The sequence below is a fragment of the Phocaeicola faecalis genome (genome assembly GCF_021730445.1).
Lineage (GTDB): Bacteria > Bacteroidota > Bacteroidia > Bacteroidales > Bacteroidaceae > Phocaeicola > Phocaeicola faecalis.
The window spans coordinates 103,725-122,610 of record NZ_JADNRM010000005.1; the positions used below are offsets into that span (position 1 = coordinate 103,725).

At 42.3% G+C, this 18,886-nt stretch carries 13 protein-coding genes; 3 read left to right on the plus strand and 10 right to left on the minus strand.

Annotation, left to right across the window (positions count from 1 at the left end):
• The first annotated feature begins 78 nt into the window (after window positions 1-78).
• Window positions 79-2,214, plus strand: coding sequence for a tetratricopeptide repeat-containing sensor histidine kinase (locus IR173_RS07785; protein WP_237039087.1), 2,136 nt, complete (start codon window positions 79-81; stop codon window positions 2,212-2,214).
• A 36-nt stretch (window positions 2,215-2,250) separates the two neighbouring features.
• Here the strand turns inward: IR173_RS07785 and IR173_RS07790 are convergent, their stop codons facing one another.
• Both IR173_RS07790 and IR173_RS07795 read right to left on the minus strand, forming a co-directional pair.
• Window positions 2,251-3,756 (minus strand): 4Fe-4S binding protein, encoded by a 1,506-nt coding sequence (locus IR173_RS07790; protein WP_237039088.1) that lies wholly within the window; start codon window positions 3,754-3,756, stop codon window positions 2,251-2,253.
• Between the two features lie 16 nt (window positions 3,757-3,772).
• Window positions 3,773-5,155: an aldo/keto reductase gene (locus IR173_RS07795; protein WP_237039089.1), complete on the minus strand. Its 1,383-nt coding sequence runs from the start codon at window positions 5,153-5,155 to the stop codon at window positions 3,773-3,775.
• A 153-nt stretch (window positions 5,156-5,308) separates the two neighbouring features.
• Between IR173_RS07795 and IR173_RS07800 the strand changes: the two genes are divergently transcribed.
• The gene (locus tag IR173_RS07800) at window positions 5,309-7,165 is read left to right on the plus strand and encodes a tetratricopeptide repeat-containing sensor histidine kinase (RefSeq protein WP_237039090.1); all 1,857 of its coding nucleotides are present in this window, start codon (window positions 5,309-5,311) and stop codon (window positions 7,163-7,165) included.
• Window positions 7,162-9,120, plus strand: a complete 1,959-nt coding sequence (locus IR173_RS07805; protein ID WP_237039091.1) for an ATP-binding protein — start codon at window positions 7,162-7,164, stop codon at window positions 9,118-9,120. The genes IR173_RS07800 and IR173_RS07805 overlap by 4 nt, the downstream gene beginning before the upstream one ends.
• 116 nt (window positions 9,121-9,236) lie before the next feature.
• Here IR173_RS07805 and proC read toward each other — a convergent pair whose 3' ends face one another.
• The 8 genes from proC to IR173_RS07845 form a co-directional block, all read right to left on the minus strand.
• The gene (gene proC / locus IR173_RS07810) at window positions 9,237-10,016 is read right to left on the minus strand and encodes a pyrroline-5-carboxylate reductase (protein ID WP_237039092.1); all 780 of its coding nucleotides are present in this window, start codon (window positions 10,014-10,016) and stop codon (window positions 9,237-9,239) included.
• A gap of 109 nt (window positions 10,017-10,125) precedes the next feature.
• Window positions 10,126-11,247 carry an aspartate aminotransferase family protein gene (locus tag IR173_RS07815; RefSeq protein ID WP_237039093.1) on the minus strand — a complete coding sequence of 374 codons (1,122 nt, stop codon included), beginning with the start codon at window positions 11,245-11,247 and terminating at the stop codon, window positions 10,126-10,128.
• Between the two features lie 13 nt (window positions 11,248-11,260).
• Window positions 11,261-12,229, minus strand: coding sequence for an N-acetyl-gamma-glutamyl-phosphate reductase (gene argC, locus IR173_RS07820; RefSeq protein WP_237039094.1), 969 nt, complete (start codon window positions 12,227-12,229; stop codon window positions 11,261-11,263).
• Window positions 12,230-12,231: 2 nt separating this feature from the next.
• Complete coding sequence (locus IR173_RS07825) at window positions 12,232-13,440, minus strand: argininosuccinate synthase (RefSeq protein WP_237039095.1); 1,209 nt, start codon at window positions 13,438-13,440, stop codon at window positions 12,232-12,234.
• 29 nt (window positions 13,441-13,469) lie between these two features.
• Window positions 13,470-14,027, minus strand: coding sequence for a GNAT family N-acetyltransferase (locus IR173_RS07830; RefSeq protein WP_237039096.1), 558 nt, complete (start codon window positions 14,025-14,027; stop codon window positions 13,470-13,472).
• A 20-nt stretch (window positions 14,028-14,047) separates the two neighbouring features.
• Entirely contained in the window at window positions 14,048-14,524 is a 477-nt protein-coding gene (gene argR, locus IR173_RS07835) for an arginine repressor (protein WP_237039097.1), read from the minus strand.
• A 128-nt stretch (window positions 14,525-14,652) separates the two neighbouring features.
• Entirely contained in the window at window positions 14,653-16,878 is a 2,226-nt protein-coding gene (locus tag IR173_RS07840; protein ID WP_237039098.1) for a sensor histidine kinase, read from the minus strand.
• A gap of 13 nt (window positions 16,879-16,891) precedes the next feature.
• Complete coding sequence (locus IR173_RS07845) at window positions 16,892-18,877, minus strand: sensor histidine kinase (RefSeq protein ID WP_237039099.1); 1,986 nt, start codon at window positions 18,875-18,877, stop codon at window positions 16,892-16,894.
• Window positions 18,878-18,886 lie beyond the last annotated feature (9 nt).

The window sequence follows — 18,886 nt, forward strand, 5'->3', positions numbered from 1 at the left end:
TAATCATTTAAAAGAAAAACGCTTTTATAGTATTAATTATAAAAGAATTGCTACTTTTGTAAAACACACACGTAGGATATGAAGAAGGTTATTGAACGTACAATCAGAATTTTATTGGCTGAAATATTTCTTTTCTGCCCGATAATGATGAGTCAAAACAATCCTTATAAAATAAACGACCAACTCTTTTCTTATTATCAGAAATGTACTCGCTCCATCAAACAGCCCAAAGTATTGCTCATGGCCGACACACTTTTCCACCTAGCCGAACAAAAGGGAGACGTGAAAGCACAATGCCTTGCCAAAAACCTGAAATCCGACCATTACTATTACACCGACAACATCACCGCACTCCTGAAAGAGAAGGAAAAAGTGGCAGACTTTGCACGCAAGACCCCTTATAAACAATACATATTCGGCGCATGGAACCGGATTATTACTTACTACCTACGCAACTGGGAATATGATGCCGCCCTCAGCGAACTGAAAAAATACCAAAACGAAGCCTTACGCCTCAACAATTCTTACGGTATCGGGCAAAGCTATATACAAATGGGAGATGTTTACTTTCAGCAGAAAATGCCGCAAATTGCCGTTCAGCAATACCAACAGGCAGTGGATTATTACAAATCGGTGGGGAAAGACAATGAATTATATTATCCCTATTATACCTTGGCAGCCAGCTATATCAATCTAAACGATTATAAAAAAGCAGAGGAATACACATTAAAATCTATCGAATTATCTCCTAATGACAAAGCCAAAGCCAGCGCACATATCAATTTATTACGCATCTATACTAGAACCAAAGAGTTCGAAAAGGCAAAAGAAATTATACCTATTTTAAAATCTTATAAAAAGAATGATGTCTTGCAGACAGGTACTCTACAAAACTATTACATCATCATGGCTACATATCTTATGCACACCGAAAAATATGAAGATGCCATGACCTATAGCGATTCTATCAGAAACCTACAAATTCAATGGGAGCTGAAAAGCCGGATTTATGAAAAGATGAAAGACTTTGAAACCGCCTATACTTACCAACTGAACAGTGCATTGATGCGCGATTCTTTGTCTCAAGCACGCAATAATGAACTTTTAGCTGACTACAACGCCCGTTTCAACAATCAAAAACTGGAATTGGAAAAGAACCGGCTGACGCTTCAAAATACGGAAATGCGCCTCAGCCAACTGCAAGACCGGGAAAAGATGATGATGCTGGAAAAGGAACAGACACGCATCGAGCTGGAGAACCGCAACTTGCAGTTGAAGCAACAACAAACAGCCATCGAACTGCAAAAAGCCGAAACACAAAAACAACGTCTGGAAGTCATACATAAACAAGAACAGTTGCAACGCATCAAGATGGAGCAAGAAGCCAATGAGCACAAAGCCTGGGTTATATTCTCCATTTTGATATTGATTTCCGGCTTCTCCTTCATATATGCACTCACACGCAGACAGCATGCCAAGCATTTAAAGGTAGAGAAAGAAGCTGCAGAGAAAGCACGGCGGCAGGCAGAAAAAGCAGACAAGCTGAAATCGGCTTTCCTGCAGAATCTCAGTCATGAAATCCGTACGCCTCTCAATGCCATCATCGGTTTTAATGATTTGCTGAACGATGCCGATGCGGAATTCAGCGAAGAAGAACGGAGCGAACTGCTCGGCCATCTGCACACCAATACCAATTTATTGCTTACATTGGTAAATGACGTGCTCGACCTAAGCAAACTGGAAAGCGGTAACTATAATATCTCTTTAACTAATGTCGTTTTGCCCGAACTGTGCCAATCTACTTTGGCAGGTGTGGCACACAGAGTGGCCGAAGGCGTCAGACTGGAACTGAAGCAACCCGATACGGAAATCATCCTGAATACAGACGCACAACGCCTGCAGCAGATTTTGACCAACCTGCTGGTCAATGCCTGTAAATACACTTCCCAAGGTAGCATCACCCTGGCTTATGAGATAGCAGGTCACTCTATCATTTTCTCTGTTACCGATACTGGCAGCGGCATTGATAAAGAAAAAGATGAATTGATTTTCCAACGTTTCGAAAAGCTGGACAGCATGAATCCGGGCTTCGGACTCGGCCTGAGTATTTGCCGGAGCCTCGCTACCCTGTTGGGAGGTAAAATCTATCTGGATACACAATACACCGGAGGTGCAAGATTTGTTGTGGAACTCCCCTTACAGCCTCCGGCATAACGACTCCCTATTCTTTTCTATAAATTTTAGTTCTGATTAAATGACCCGATGCGCTTCGTGCCCTTCCACATAAATGGCACTGAAAGGACGTGCCGGACAAAGATTTTCACACGCACCACAACCGATGCAACGTTCTGTGTTTACTACAGGTATTTGTAAAGAAGAGGCATCTTCGGCATCTTGAGGAACCATCTGAATAGCTCCTGTCGGACAATGCCGTGCACAGTTGCCACAACTCACTCCGTCGGTTTTGACCACACAGTTCTGCGCAATCCACACTGCATGTCCAATCTGAATACTTGACTTATCCACTGTAGTAATGGGACGAATGGCTCCTGCCGGACAGACCTCGGCACACTTCACGCACTCGGGGCGGCAGTAGCCGCGCTCATAAGACATTTCGGGCTGCATCAGATGTTTTAAATCAGACGAAGGACGAAGCACTTGATTAGGACAAGCCGACACACACAATTGACACGCCGTACAGTGTTGTGCGAAATGCCCGATACCCGACGCTCCTGCAGGAACAAGCCGTGTGGCACGGTCGGGCACCTTCTTGTCTATTATTGCAGCCAGCCCGCCATCTACCTTCTTCTCTTGTGCCTTCAGTAAAGCACCGGCGGTAAGCAAAGCCGAAACAGTGAGAAAACCGCGACGAGACTGATCCACTTTTTCCGCTTCCGAAGCGGTAGCATGCGCCACCGCCGGCTGTTTCTTTTGAAGCATTCGTCCGGGCAAATAACGGATGGCTCCCTGACGGCATTTGTCTATACAATCCATACACGCCACACAGCGGCTATAGTCTATTTCATGAGCCTTGGGATTGATACAGGAAGACTTGCAATTACGTGCGCACAGCCCGCAACCATTACATTTGGAAGTATCGATAACCAACTTAAAATATGAATATCGGGAAAGAAAACCGAGCACCGTACCTACCGGACAAACCGTGTTGCAATAAGTGCGGCCGCCTCGCCATGCCAGCACAAAAAGAACCGCAAAGGTAACGGCAGCCACCGCAAAGGTAGAGATTCCTTTCATCCATATATCCACCGAATAAAAAGCATAACTGTCCATCCGTTCGGCAAAGTATGCCAACAAGTTGTTCCCCCACTGATAAAAAGGAGCAAAAAGATGGGCGACGATTCTACCGTATGAGCTGTAAGGAGCCAGCAAAGCAGCCAACGGCACCACACCTGCCACCAATACAGCCACAAACAACACCAACAGGGAATAACGCAGCCACGACACTGCGGGAGAGTAACGGAAACGGTTCTTTTTCACCTTTCCCGAAAAACAGGAAATAATATCCTGAAAGACACCCAACGGACAAATGACCGAACAATAAATGCGCCCGAACACCAAAGTGAGAATCACCAGCACCGCCACAATTCCTACATTCAAGGCCAACACCGCAGGCAAAAACTGAATCTTTGCCATCCAGCCGAACCAACCGTGTAAAGTGCCTGTAAAATCAAGAAACAGCAAGGTAATCAGGGAGAAAAACAGCACAGCAGCCGTCAGTCTTATTTTACGTAACATAAGCATTCGTTTTTTATTATAAGGTTTCTTGTTTCAACTGCTCCACAAAGTCGTCTATGCGGCGGAGCTGTTTCGGAATATCTATACTCTGAGGGCAATGCGGGTTGCACTGATTACAGCCGATGCAATGATTGGCCTGCCTAAGTTTAGGTACAGCACGGTCATAGCCCACCAAAAACGCACGACGCGCTTTTCGGTAGTTCTCGTCCTGACGGCTCTTGGGTACATTTCCTTCATTCACACAACGGTTGTAGTGCAACAGTATAGCGGGAATATCCAGTCCATAAGGACAAGGCATACAATATTTACAGTCATTGCAGGGAATGGTAGGATACTTCAGCATCATCTGTGCCGTGTCCTCCAAAAAATCTTTTTCTTCATCGGTCAGCAGCTCCAACGGCGAATAAGTACGAAGATTATCCTGCAAATGTTCCAGATAAGTCATTCCGCTCAATACACACAGTACATCGGGATAAGTCCCAGCAAAACGGAACGCCCACGATGCCACACTATTCTCGGGACGACGCTGCTTGAGGCGTGCTATCAGATGATCATTCAGTTTGGCAAGACGACCGCCCAACAAAGGTTCCATGATAATAGCCGGAATGCCCCGTTTCTCCAATTCGCCATAAAGATATTCGGCATTCACATTATTGCCCGTGGCATGGCGCCAGTCGGCATAATTCATCTGTATCTGTACAAAGTCCCATTTCACATCCAACGACAACAGGTAATCAAATACCTCCACCGAACCGTGAAACGACCAACCCAAATTGCGGATACGTCCTGCATCACGCTCTTTCAACAAGAAATCAAGAACTCCGTTATCAATGTAACGGTCATGGAAAGTCTGTATTCCGGCTCCTCCTCCCACAGAATGAAGCAGATAGTAATCCAAATAATCCGTCTGCAACTCTTTGAATGACTGCCGATACATCTCAATGGAATTTTCACGCGTATAGTTCTGAAAATTCGACAGCTTGGTAGCTATGAAAAGTTTCTCGCGGGGATGGCGTTTCAATGCAATACCGGTAGCCTTCTCAGACAATCCCTGGCAATAGACCGGCGACGTATCAAAATAATTCACTCCATGCTCTATGGCATAATCCACCAACCTGTTCACCGCTTCCTGATCCACAATTTCCCCTTTGCCATCAGGATTTTGTTTCATTGGCCACCTCATACACCCATACCCCAGCAGTGATATACGCTCTCCTTTGGGTGAAGTGCGGTAAGTCATTTTATCTGTAGGAATTTCTCCACGTGCCGCCGCTTCCGATGCCTGCGGCTTTTTATCGGACGAGCAACCATATAATGCGGTAGCCGATGCCACGGCGCCAGCTCCCATTATCTTCAGGAATTTTCTTCTGTCAATCCCTTTTTCATTTTTCTCTTTCATACCTGGTTATTCTACTTTGACCTTCAACAACTACAAAGTTATCAGAAAAAAATAGAAAGGCTCAACATTAGGTCGTTTTTTCATAACAAACTTCTTACATATATAATATATATTACCTATATTTGCAAAGTTCTGACCATATTAATAAATAAAATGGGAAAACACATTTGCTATATTATACTTTTAACCATATTATTTATCCTTCCCCTTCAGGCTGCGGACAGAGAGAGCCAACATCTGTCCACATTGGAATATCTAATGGATAATTATCTTGCCTTTGATACCAACACCCCCATTGACAGCGTTATCTACTGGGGAGAACAAATCACACCGACATTGGAAAAAGAAGGAAAAACAGATTTATTCTTTCGTATCAAACAGCAGCTGGTCCAACTCTATTCGTATCGTGGAGATATTGGTCAGGCCATAGATGAAGCACGACTAATGTATGAAAAAGCCAAAACCATGAATTATCAGCAAGGAATGGCACTCGCAAGCAGAGCCATCGGAGACGCCTACCATTGCTCCAACATGGCACAGGAAGCCATTGACTCTTATAAGGAAGCCATCCAATATCATATTACTTCTCCCGACCATAATTTGTTTAAAGAAGCAACCACCCTGAAACTTATCTCACTACTGATGATGACAGACCAGACAGACGAAGCTGGACAATATATCCATCAATTGGAAGCCTCAGAATACAAATATGCCGGCACCACTTTACATTTTTTTGATTACATCCTCCATTCAGCCTTCTATATCAAGAAAGAAAATATTCAAAAAGCAGCGGAATACCTCCAAAAAGCAGAACACTTTTACACATCAAACCCGCAGCCTTATTTCTATCCTTTTCTCAACTTTGCATGCGGGCAATACAACGAAACCATCGGTGCATACGAACAAGCATTGCAAAATTATGATGAGTTTCTAGAAAATATCCATCAGAAAAACAAGTCGGTCAACTATTTGCATGTGTCATACACCAAGGCCAACCTTTTAATAAAAATGGGAAAGAAACTGGAAGCTGCCCGACTGTATGAGCGAATCAGCGAAGTAAGTGACTCAGTCGTATCTCCCAGTTACTCACACCGAATCAATAACCTTCGCGCCCGATTTGAAGAAAACCGTATGCAAATTGAAAATAAGGAAGAGCTCAACCATCTACTATTGGTGGGACTCGTATCGGGAGTTATCATATTGGGAATTATCACCTATCTGGCCATCAGTATTCTGAAACAGAATAAAAAATTGGAGCAGTCCAAAATCAAGTTGGAACAATCACGACTGAATGCAGAAAACGCCATGCATACCAAAAGTCTTTTCTTATCCAACATGAGCCACGAAATCCGCACTCCTCTCAGTGCCATATCCGGTTTCTCGGAACTGCTGACAGACAAACAATTGGATGAAGAGACACGTCGCCAATGCAGTGAGGTCATACAAAGAAACTCAGACCTGCTGATAAAGTTAATCAATGACGTTATTGACTTGTCCAATCTCGGAACAGGGAATATTCATTTTCACTTTAACTACCATGATGCTATCAGTATTTGTCGGGACGTAATCAATACTGTCAACAACGTAAAAAAGACCGAAGCCGAAGTTCTATTCAAATCCGGACTGGAGTCGTTGCAACTATACACAGATGATTCCCGTCTGCAGCAGTTACTTATCAACCTGCTCATCAATGCCACCAAGTTTACTCCCAAAGGCAGCATTACATTGGAAGTGGAACAATATTCGAAAGACAGTGTCCTGTTCACCATAACCGACACAGGCTGTGGTATTCCGCCAGAAAAGCAGAATAAAATATTCAACCGATTCGAAAAACTAAACGAAACGGCACAGGGAAGCGGACTCGGACTTTCCATTTGCCAGCTCATTATAGAACATATAGGTGGAAATATCTGGCTGGATTCGAGTTATACCGGCGGATGCAGATTTTGTTTTACCCATCCTATTAACCCAATAGATAAGAAAAAAGAAACAGAAGGGGAAAAACCATGAAACGAATACTGATACTGCTCATCATACTGATTTATAGCGGAGGAGCAAAATTGCTTTCTAACAGTAGCACTTCCGCCAAAGACAGTTTACTAAAAGTATTAGAGACATTGCCGGCCGATACCACCCGACTAGAAATGTTCATCACACTGGTGCATCTGGACCCTATGTCGCCTTCCTCCCTCACATTTTTAGATCAAATGTTAGAGGAAGCTATCCAACAAGGTAATAAGTATTACGAATGTTATGCCGTTTATTCCCACTTAGTCTACTACTTCAACCATCAAGATGAAGAAAATGTAAACCTATGGATGGAAAAACTGGAGAAATTGGCCTTGGAGAATAAATTTCATGACTTTTATTTTCTAGGGAAAAGAGTCCATATCACCATGCGGATTATTGCACACAAAATAGAATATAGCATAACGGAAGCCGAAGAGATGTATGAACTAGCCCAAAAATTAAACCATCCCTTGGGTATGTCTAGAGCCAAGCTATGTATGATGACCGCTTATTTAATGACCATGCGCAACAAAGAGGGCATCGAAGCTGGCAAAGAGGCTTATCGGCTATTACCGCCTGATGCACCTTTCAGTACACGCAAAGACGTTCTGCAGGAATTAGTTTTAGGCTGCTCGTCCACGAAAGACAAAGACCTTATGAAGGTTTTAGACGAATATAGAAGTTTTCTCGATAATATGTACTCAAACCATTATCCGGTATTGTCCAAAAAAAATGCCTACCTATTATTGGAATCCTTGTATGCCGATTATTATATCTACCACGGTCGTACAGAAGAAGCAGTCCCCTATCTGAAAGAGATGGATAAAAATTTTTTCAGCGAATGTTATATCCCATGCCGCGGATTATATTATGATGTTTATTCACGTTACTATAAAGCGATTCATGAATATGACAAGGCTCTAGTCTGTGCCGACAGTACCATCAGCCTGCTCTCCAGCATCGCGGACAATGACGGACTGAACATTGGAATAAACCGGGCAAGCATTTTAGTCGATGCCGGAAGACTGGACGAGGCTATCCCCCTCTTTCAAAAATTACTGGCCCAGAAAGATACTTTCCACAGGAACTTATCAACATCTCAAATAAATGAAATCTATGAGATGTATAACATCAACAATCTTATTCTTGAGAAAGAACAGCATAAAACCATGAAGCGCTATATCATCATTGCAGTGATTGCCATTGCTTTGCTTATTTTAATTCCTTCTACCATACGCATCTACTCGGTGCGAAAAAGACTGAAGAAAGAAGAAGAAGAATGTCGTGCCATGAGTATGATAGCGGAAGAGGCCAATGAAGTGAAAAGCCGTTTCCTTGCCAATATGAGTTACAATATCCGCATTCCTCTGAATAACGTATTAGGATTCTCCCAATTAATGACTACCGATGTAGAGAATATCGATGCCACTCAGTGGAAAGCTTACACTGAAATTATTCAGGCTAATTCAGCCGAACTTATCCAACTGGTAAACGACGTACTCGATTTATCAAGGCTAGAAGCCGGAAAAACGAAATGGCAATTGGATGAGTGTGAAATTATTCAATTGTGCTCGGATATCACCAGCATGGTACACATGAAGTGCGGAGATAAAATATATATTAATTTTTATTCTGATATTGACGTCCAAATGATAACAGCCGACAATAATCGCCTCACACAGGTAATATTAAGCACATTGATTTATGCCGACCCATGCGAGAAAAGCAGAAATGTATCTTTCTATCTGAGCCGCGATAATGAAAGAAAAATGTTAGTATTCCGCATTGTCAACAGTCCATTGGCAGATGCCCAACTGCAAACGCAAAAAACAGAAATACGCCATAATATTAACCGAATGACCATTGAATACTTCGGTGGCACTTATACTATTGAGCCGAATGCAGCAACAGGAGCAACGATAAGTTTTACTTATCCTTATGGAAACCAAACATGACTATCCTAGAAACGAATTTCAGAAGCAACAGAAGACAGGAAGTTATTGTAATACACTTGTTATCACTGATATATGTGTATATGAAACATGTTTCCCTTTCACTTGGTATCTAAATCCTATTTTACATTACTTACTTTCATTGCCTTGATAACGGCCGAAGTAAATCCGGCATGGTCCAATTCATTGATACCCTTAATAGTTATTCCACCGGGAGTCGTTACCTTATCAATCTCCACAGAAGGATGTGTATCATTATTCAGAATGAGTTCGGCAGCACCCTTTACCGATTGCGCCACCATTTTCTGTGCATCTTTCGGATAAATGCCCATCTCAATGCCTGCCTGCATAGCCGCCTGTATATACTTCAACACATAGGCTATACCGCAAGAAGTCAATGCAGTGGTAGCTCCCATCTGACTTTCGGGTATCAGCATAGCCAGTCCAAGCTCATTGAAAATATCCAGCATCAGTTGTTCCTGTTCCTTACTGGCATTGCGACTGGCTATTAAAGTCATACTTTGGCGTTCGGAAATGGCTGTGTTCGGAATCACACGGAAAATAGTCATCTGCGGGCTTACCCATTCGGAAAAACGATCGAACGACAGGCCTCCCGCAACAGAGACAAGTACTTGGCGTTCAATATCCAATTTAGTAAAACTCAGCACTTGTTCTACCATCCACGGCTTCACTGCCAGAATGACGATATCGGCCTCTTTCACCACTTCATCATTGTCATTTGTCACATTGATTTCAGGAAACTCCGCCTTCAACGCATCCAGTTTCCCATTGCTGGGGTTGGCTACGAATATTTCACTTGCTTTTACTATAGTTCCTTGGGCTAAGCCGCGTGCAATGGCACCTCCCATGTTTCCTGCACCGATAATTGCTACTTTCATTTTATTATTCTTTTAAATCGACCGGCCCAAAGATAAACGGAAAAAGTGAAAATACCGGCCCATAGGACATGTATTTTCACTTTCTTATATTATTGCAAACTTCTTTCAATCAAAAGAGTTTCTTAAAGCGGGCCAAGAATTCGTCAGCCTCAGCTATAGTCAGGCAAAGAGGCGGTAACAAGCGGATAACATTTGTGCCACTGACACCGGTGAATACTTTTTGTTCAAATAACAAGCGTTGACGTAATTCCTTAATCGGCTCATCAAACTCTATACCAATCATCAGACCTTTGCCACGCACTTCCTTTATTTGCGGGAATTTCTTTAATTCAGTCAATAAGTGAGCACCGACTGTCGCAGCATTTTCCACCAAATTTTCCTGTTCCATCACATCTAATACGGCAATAGCTGCCGAACAAGCCAAATGGTTTCCGCCGAAAGTGGTACCAAGTTGTCCATACACCGGCTTGAATTTCGGACTAATCAGAACACCTGCCATAGGGAAGCCGTTACCGATTCCCTTTGCCACGGTAATCATATCCGGACGGATACCTGCATGCTGATGAGCAAAGAATTTACCGCTTCGTCCGTATCCTGATTGAATTTCATCCAGTACAAGCACTGCATCTGCCGCTTCACACTCCTTGCTCAACTCTTGCAAGAATTTAGCATCAGGGACTTGAATGCCACCCACACCCTGAATACCTTCAATAATCACAGCACATACATCGCCTTTTGCCAACTTAGCTTTAGCTGCCTCAATGTCATTCAAGGGCAGATACGTCACATGACCGTTATCATTAATCGGAGCAATAATCTTTGGATTATTGGTTACTTCCACCGCCAATGAAGTACGTCCGTGAAATGCCTTGCTAAAAGAAAGCACCCGCTTACGTCCATTATAAAAAGAAGCAAGCTTCAACGCATTTTCGTTTGCTTCGGCACCACTGTTAATCAGAAACAATTGGTAATCGTCGTAACCCGAAATCTTGCCCAATCGGTCTGCCACTTCCTGCTGCAACTTGTTAATCACCGAGTTGGAATAAAAGCCCAACTGTGCCACCTGATTGCTTACCATCGCTACATAATGCGGATGTGCATGACCGATGGAGATGACCGCGTGACCACCATACAGATCAAGGTACTGCGTATCTTTATCATCCCATACATGGCAGCCTTTTCCCTTTACGATATTAATATCGAACAGAGGATATACATCGAATAATTTCATAACTCTTCTTTTTTTAGAAAGCAGCCGGTTTCAACTTCAAGCCTACCGTCTCTTCCAGATTGAACATAAGGTTCATGTTATGGACAGCCTGGCCGCTGGCACCTTTCAACAAGTTGTCGATGCAAGAGATAACCAGCAGTTTGTCGCCATGTTTTTCCAAATGAATCAAGCACTTGTTGGTGTTCACCACCTGCTTCAAGTCAATGTTTTTATCTACAATATGAACAAAGGAATCTTCGGCATAGTAGTCTGTGTACATCTTCACCAGTTCTTCCAGTTCTACCTTGCATTTCACAACCAATGTGGCAAAGATACCACGCGGGAAGTCGCCACGGTAAGGGATGAAATCTATTTCAGAATCAAAACTGTTCTGCAACTGCTTCAATGACTGTTTAATTTCGGGCACATGCTGGTGAGAAAACGGTTTATAGATGCTCATATTATTATTACGCCAGCTAAAATGGCTTGTCGCACCCGGTTTGACACCGGCACCGGTACTTCCTGTAATGGCATTCACCATCACATCTTCGTTCAGCAATAAATGTTTTGCCAGAGGCAATAATCCCAACTGGATACAAGTAGCAAAACACCCTGGGTTTGCTACGTGCTTGCTGTGGCAAATGGCACGACGGTTCAGTTCGGGCAAACCATAGATAAAGTCATGGTCGTCACTCTTGATACGATAGTCCATACTGAGGTCAATGATTTTCAGATCTTCGGGTACATTATGACTATCCATAAACTTCTTCGTATCACCATGGGCGGTACAGAAGAACAATACATCTATCTCATCCAAAGGAAGCTGGTCAGTAAATACCAAATCGGTCTCACCATAGAGTCCTTCATGTACGTCAGTTATCTTATTGCCAGCGTTACTGCTACTATTTACAAACTTTATTTCCACTTCGGGATGATTAATCAGCAGACGAATCAATTCGCCTGCCGTATAACCGGCCCCGCCAATAATTCCTACTTTAATCATAATTAAATCTCTTCGTCCTTGTGGTTATTATAATAAACACGCAATGGTGTAGAAGTTACTTTGATAAAGCCTTTCGCATCTTCCGCCGTCCAGCCTTTCTGCATTTCACCATATTCACCGAACTTGGTTTTCACCAAATCGTCTTTCGATTCAACGCCTACTGTAGAGAACGAAAGCGGACGGAGTTCAAGGATAGCCGTACCGTTGACGTTGCGCTGCGATTCCTGAAGCATAGCTTCGATATCACGCATCACCGGTTCCAAATACTGACTTTCATGCAAGAACATTCCATACCAATTGGCAACCTGATCTTTCCAATATTGCTGCCATTTGCTCAAGGTGTATTTTTCAAGGAAACGATGTGCACCGATAATCAGCATGGGAGCAGCAGCCTCGAAACCTACACGGCCTTTGATACCGATAATGGTATCTCCCACATGCATATCACGACCGATGCCGTAAGCGGCACCGATTTCTTCCACCTTCTGGATAGCCTTGATAGGATCATCAAACTTTTCATCATTCACAGCTTTCAGCTCCCCTTTCTCGAAAGTAAGGCGAAGTTGTTCGCTACCCTCCTTTGTCACCTGTTTCAAATACGCACTTTCAGGCAATCCCTGTGCAGAATCCAGAATCTCACCACCACAGATTGAAGTTCCCCAAAGACCTACGTTATATGAATATTTCAACTTTGTGAAATCTGCTGCAAAACCATGCTCATTCAAGTAGTCTATTTCCTGTTGACGGCTCAACGCCATATCACGGGTAAGGGTAATAATTTCCACTCCCGGAGCCAATACCAGGAAAGTCATATCAAAACGAATTTGATCGTTACCCGCACCAGTTGAACCATGAGCGATAGCGTCAGCACCGATTTCGTTGGCATAGCGGGCAATGGCCAATCCCTGGAAGATACGTTCCGAACTTACAGAAATAGGATAAGTTCCGTTACGAAGGACATTACCGAATACCATGTATTTCAAACTCTTCTCATAATATTCCTGAGTGACGTCCAAAGTCACGTATTTCACAGCCCCCAACTTATAAGCATTTTCTTCGTTCTGCTTCAGTTGTTCTTCGCTGAAACCACCGGTGTTTGCGCAAGCTGCATACACTTCATATCCTTTTTCCTTAGCCAGATACATTACAGTAAACGAGGTATCAAGACCACCACTGAATGCAACTACTACTTTTTTCTTCTTTTTTTCCATAATGGTATATGTTTTTTATTATTCCTTCTTTAAATCGTATCCTCCTCATGCAAAGCCGGATCATAAAGCATCGCAGTACAGATACAGAACTTACGGTTCTTTGCCACCAATATATCGTGATTGGTACATCCTTCACAGCCTTTCCAAAACGCTTCATCATCCGTCAATTCATTGAATGTAACGGGAACATAGCCCAGTTCAGTATTCATTTTCATTACAGCTGCACCGCTGGTCAGACTGAAAATCTTAGCCTTCGGCCATCGTAAACGCGCCAAGCGGAAAGACGCCGCTTTAATGCGTTTTGCCAAGCCCAAGCCACGATAATCAGGATGAACAATCAATCCCGACGTGGCTACATACTGCTTGTTTCCCCACGATTCAATATAGGTAAAACCTGCAAACTCCTCACCACATAAAGCGATAATCGCTTTTCCTTCTCTCATTTTAGTCGCCACATATTCATGTGTGCGTTCTGCGATGCCCGTTCCGCGTACCTTAGCTGCTTCCCTGATGGTATCTAAAATCTTATCAACGTAAACTTCATGTGAGGCATCAGCCACCATCACATCAACTTGTTTAGCATCCATTTCTTATTCTATATTATTTTTTATTGTATATTCGGTATAATGAGTGAGAGCGCATTCTTCACTCCTGTCTTTGTGCAGCCTTCGCGTATCACAAGTATAATAGTATCATCTCCGGCAATAGTACCCAAAATCTCATCAAACTCTTTATTGTCAATGTCATAAGCCAAACTGCTGGCATAACCGGGACGAGTTTTGATTACAGCCAGATTTGCCGAAAATTCAATGGAGATAAACCCATTATGCATCAATAATTCGCTGGCCGAATGTTGTTCGGTCATACGCTTGTACATTGTATTGTTAGGTAATACATATACATAATTTCCATTCATACTGGCAGCCTTAGCAACTTTCAATTGTTTCAAGTCACGTGACAACGTAGCCTGTGTCAAGCGGAAACCCTCTTTTGCCAATTCTTGCAACAACTCTTCCTGACTTCCTATTTCCTTGCTGGAAACTATAATTTTGATGGCATCAAGTCTACTATTCTTGCTCTTCATACTGCATAATTATTCTAATTCGGCTGCAAAATTACGCATTATCTGGGAATATAGATACAAAAACCGGAATATTTTTGCGCGAATATGCAAAAAAAGTAGTGCTGAAGTTGCATTTTAACCGGAAAGAGTCACACCTGACAAGGAAGTACGATAGAAAAACAGCTACCTTTGCCTACTTCCGACCATAACTCAATCTTTCCGTGAAGCTTCTCAATGATGGCTTTACAGATAGAAAGCCCTAATCCTGTACCCTGTGCAAACTCATCTTGTTTATAAAAACGACTAAAAATTATGTTCCGTTCTTCGGCAGGAATACCTTTTCCGGTATCTTCTACATAAATATACACTTCTGAAGTTGCTTTTGCATATTCCCATCCCAACTTGATATATCCTTGCTGTGTAAACTTGCAAGCGTTATTCAAGAAATTGGTGAGCACCTGCATCACTCGTCCTCTGTCCACATAAATCCGGGGAGAAACTCCCGAAGGAATCTCTTTCAAGAATTGCAAGCAAGAAGGGATTAACACGCTATGTGTCTGATAAACATCATTCACCAACTCACTGACATCACACATAGTATAATCGAAAGACATTTGTCCCGAATCAAGACGGGAGATTTCAAGAATATCATTTATCAGTTTCAGCAACTGCTCCGTATTCACATTAATGATATTAACATATTCCTGCTTTTCCTCTTTTGATAAATCCTCCTCAGCGTTAATCACATTGGCAAACCCGACAATGGCATTCAAGGGAGTGCGTATCTCATGACTCATGTTAGTAAGAAAAGACTCTTTCAATTCTGCTTTTTCTGCCAATCTTCGTGCTTCCTCCAGTTCATGTTCCTTATTCTTTATATTCTGCACATTGAGCAACAATCCGGCAGTCCGGTACTCTCCGGTAGCCAACCGAGTAGTAGTATAACGGAATTCCCACCATTGATACCCTTTATCATTGAAATCACAACGCACCTGCACTATTTTCTTTTTGGCATACAAATGTTCTTTCCAATCATTATAAATAATTTCCTTGTCATTCGGGTGAGTCACTTCAACCAAATCTTCTATCGTCAATTTCCCATCCGGCATATTCTGTGATTTCCAAAATGCAGTTTCAAACACAAGAGATTCATTCTGTAGTTTCCATGCAAACGTATTACTTCCCTCAATAGCCAGTTCCAATGTCTCATTCTTATCTGCAAGGTCCAGAAGTACACGTTTTTTCCTTCTCTGCTCACGAAGATAGAGAAACAATAGCCACGAAATGATTAAGCCAACCCAGATTGTTATCGAAATAACCAAGAATAACCACAACACCGGATATTCGTCCTTAAAGGGAATATTTATAATTTTACAATAACCGGGGATTCTGTCTTTCCCCCAACCCAGCTGAGCCATAACATTCCAATCCACCACATAATCCTTGCGGCTTTCCCTAATGGGCAACTTAGAAATATTTTCACCATTCAGCAACCTGACAGCCGTCTCTACCTCCTCTTCCACTTGCGTATCAAGCATAGTCAAATAACCTCCCAATAACTTTTCTTTTTGTCCAAACCCATCATTTATCATCGTCAAAGTAAGTCCCTGAGCCAGATTACTGACATTGACAGTCGTAAAGTCACGCTTACACTGCAAATAGCAACTATTATGTTGATATTTACTCATATTCCAAGCTAAATAACCATTCGTAGAATTGCGCATGGGAATATAATGAAAAGTCAGTTTATGAGTCCGTTCCAATTTCAACTCCGCCGTTTTCCGGTCCATAATCCACAAGATATTTTCATCTTTCAACTGCCTATGCATATCTGCCTCTATTTTTTTATCAAAGAAAGTAGAATCCATAACGGCAAAGAAGTGCACTTCATCTCCCAATAGCGCTTTGGCAAAATCTATATTTTTCTTGATTTCCATCTTGTCATGAAAGCCTGTAACATTCGGATATTGCCTTATCAATGGCCAGTTGGGATAATTCACTCCTCCAAACACAATAGGAATCTTCTTCAAATAAGGATGCCCGCACTTCAATAAAGAATATGTGGCCTGGTCTTCATTTACTAAAATCAGTTCAGGATGCCAAGACCGGACTGAATCTATCATATAATACATTCTTTCCAACTCCGCCTGTGCTAAATAAGACTCACAATCCAAATAGAATACACGTAAGTCCACCTCCATATTCCTTTTAGCAAAAGCATCTGCTATTTTCCGGTTAAAATCCGGATATGCGGCATAACTCTCTTCGTATGAATGTATCACCAGCACACGTCTGGCTACTCCTCCCCATCCCGACAATGTACAGGCTAACAATGCCCATGTCAATAACATCAACTGTCTTCCAATCCTGCTCATAAATTTCCTGCGGCTATTTATCATCATACGGATAAGTAAAAGTTACCGAAGGGCCTTGTTTTGCCTGCTCGTCTACTTTATAATACCCTCCAAAATAATGAATGAAGTGAGCATTTATCTCATTACGAATCATAGCTGTTTTATTCTCAAAACGCTCCTTTGCCAATGGTGTATTGACAACCGTCACCAGTAAAAGGGATTTTTCATCTATACGCTTTACAGTTATATCCGAATGATAAAATTCCGTATCGACAGTAGAGACAGTCAAACTCTCTAATAAAGAAAGTAAACGCGCCCGGTCTGTTCTGACCGTCTGTGTCTCCAAATCAGTACGTAGCTCTGCATGCACACAGTTCTGCGCATTTTTATTAGCTTCCTCTATCACTGCACGAAACAGACTGACAAAGTCACAACGCTCTTCCACATACTTTATTTTCCCCGACTCAAGACGAGACAACTCAAGAATATTATTCACATAGTCCAACAACTGCGTGGCATTCTCCTGAACAATCTTATTATAAGTGAATTTAGTCTCTTCATCCAAACAATCCGCATCAGCCAGAATCTCGGCAAAACCGACCACTGCATTCAAAGGAGTCCGTATATCATGACTGATTTCAAGTTTTAACCGTTCCTTGGCCAAATTGTCGGCATGAGAAAGTTCGGCAGCCCTTATCGCCTCCTTCTCCGCCACAGCTATTTTCTTGGATAAATAGCCGGTATAAAGATAAAACAGGAGCATCAGAACCAGCAGTACACTCAGAATCGTTATCGCCCGAAGATAATTCATATTGGCAATCTTCTGCTTTTCCATCAGCAGTTCATTGATTTGAAACTTCTCTTTTACCTGTTCCAACTGGCTGGTGGTAGTAGCTATATTCAACGAATCCTGTTTATGCAGCAAAAGCTTCAAAGTATTGATACCTCCGTTCCAATCCCCCTTGTCGCGCAGTATTAAAGACTTATAAAAAATAAGAGTTTCGAATACATCTATATGGCCTTTTTCCACAAACGGAGCAACCTGATCAATCAATGCAAGCCCTTGGTCATATTTTTGTGTCCGCGCATAATATTGCATTTCCATCAATTGGATATTCAGCCAATACACCGAATCCACTTCCGGAGTAAGCAACGCTTTAGACTTTTCAAGGGCTTCAATAGTTTTGGGATAATTCTTTTTATTCATGTAATAGTTGACGTACTTAATCTGGCAATCCACCATTACATCCCTCCAATTATTAAGCGTTTTCGGTTCCTTTTCCACAACTCCACCCAATAAATCATCCATTTTCTTCAAATAAAACAAAACCGAATCCCGCTTCCAGGTACTCGAATCCCGCTTCGCTCTATAAGCATATTGCCTTGACAAACGAGAAAGAATATCAATGTGCAAACCCAATTTAGTATATCTTCTGCATGCCCGATAGCCTTTTAAGAGAGCAGCAAGCGCCTCATCCGGGCGGTTGGAAGTAGCATAGGTACATCCCAAACTGTTATATGCAGCCACTATTCCATTATTACAGTGACGCTCTTCCGATTCTTTCAATACTTCCCGAGCTACAAAAACCGCCTTTTCATTCATCTTTTTAGAAGCCAGTACGCGACTGACGGCAGCCTTTTGTTCTAGATAATAATCATACTTGCCTATCTTGGAAGCAAGTTCCTGCAGTTTGTCCACCCAAAACGTAATACTATCCAAATCATGTTTTTTATCATAGCAGACAGCCAGATAATAAGCGCCCAAATTCTCATAATATATATTCTGCTGTTTACGTGCTTCTTCATAAAGGTGTCTGGCAAAAAACACATTATAAGGAGGATTCTGATGCAAGTATGCCGCATCCAGCAAGACAAACAAACGGGAAGTGTCTGCTGGCAAATGTTCCACTTTCCTCATCAGACTGTCACGAAAAGCAATCGTATCATCTCCCTTCCAGCCCCGAGAGAAGAGGCATGAAAAAGAAATCAGACAAGATATCAGTGTTATAATTTTTTTCATGTTATGATA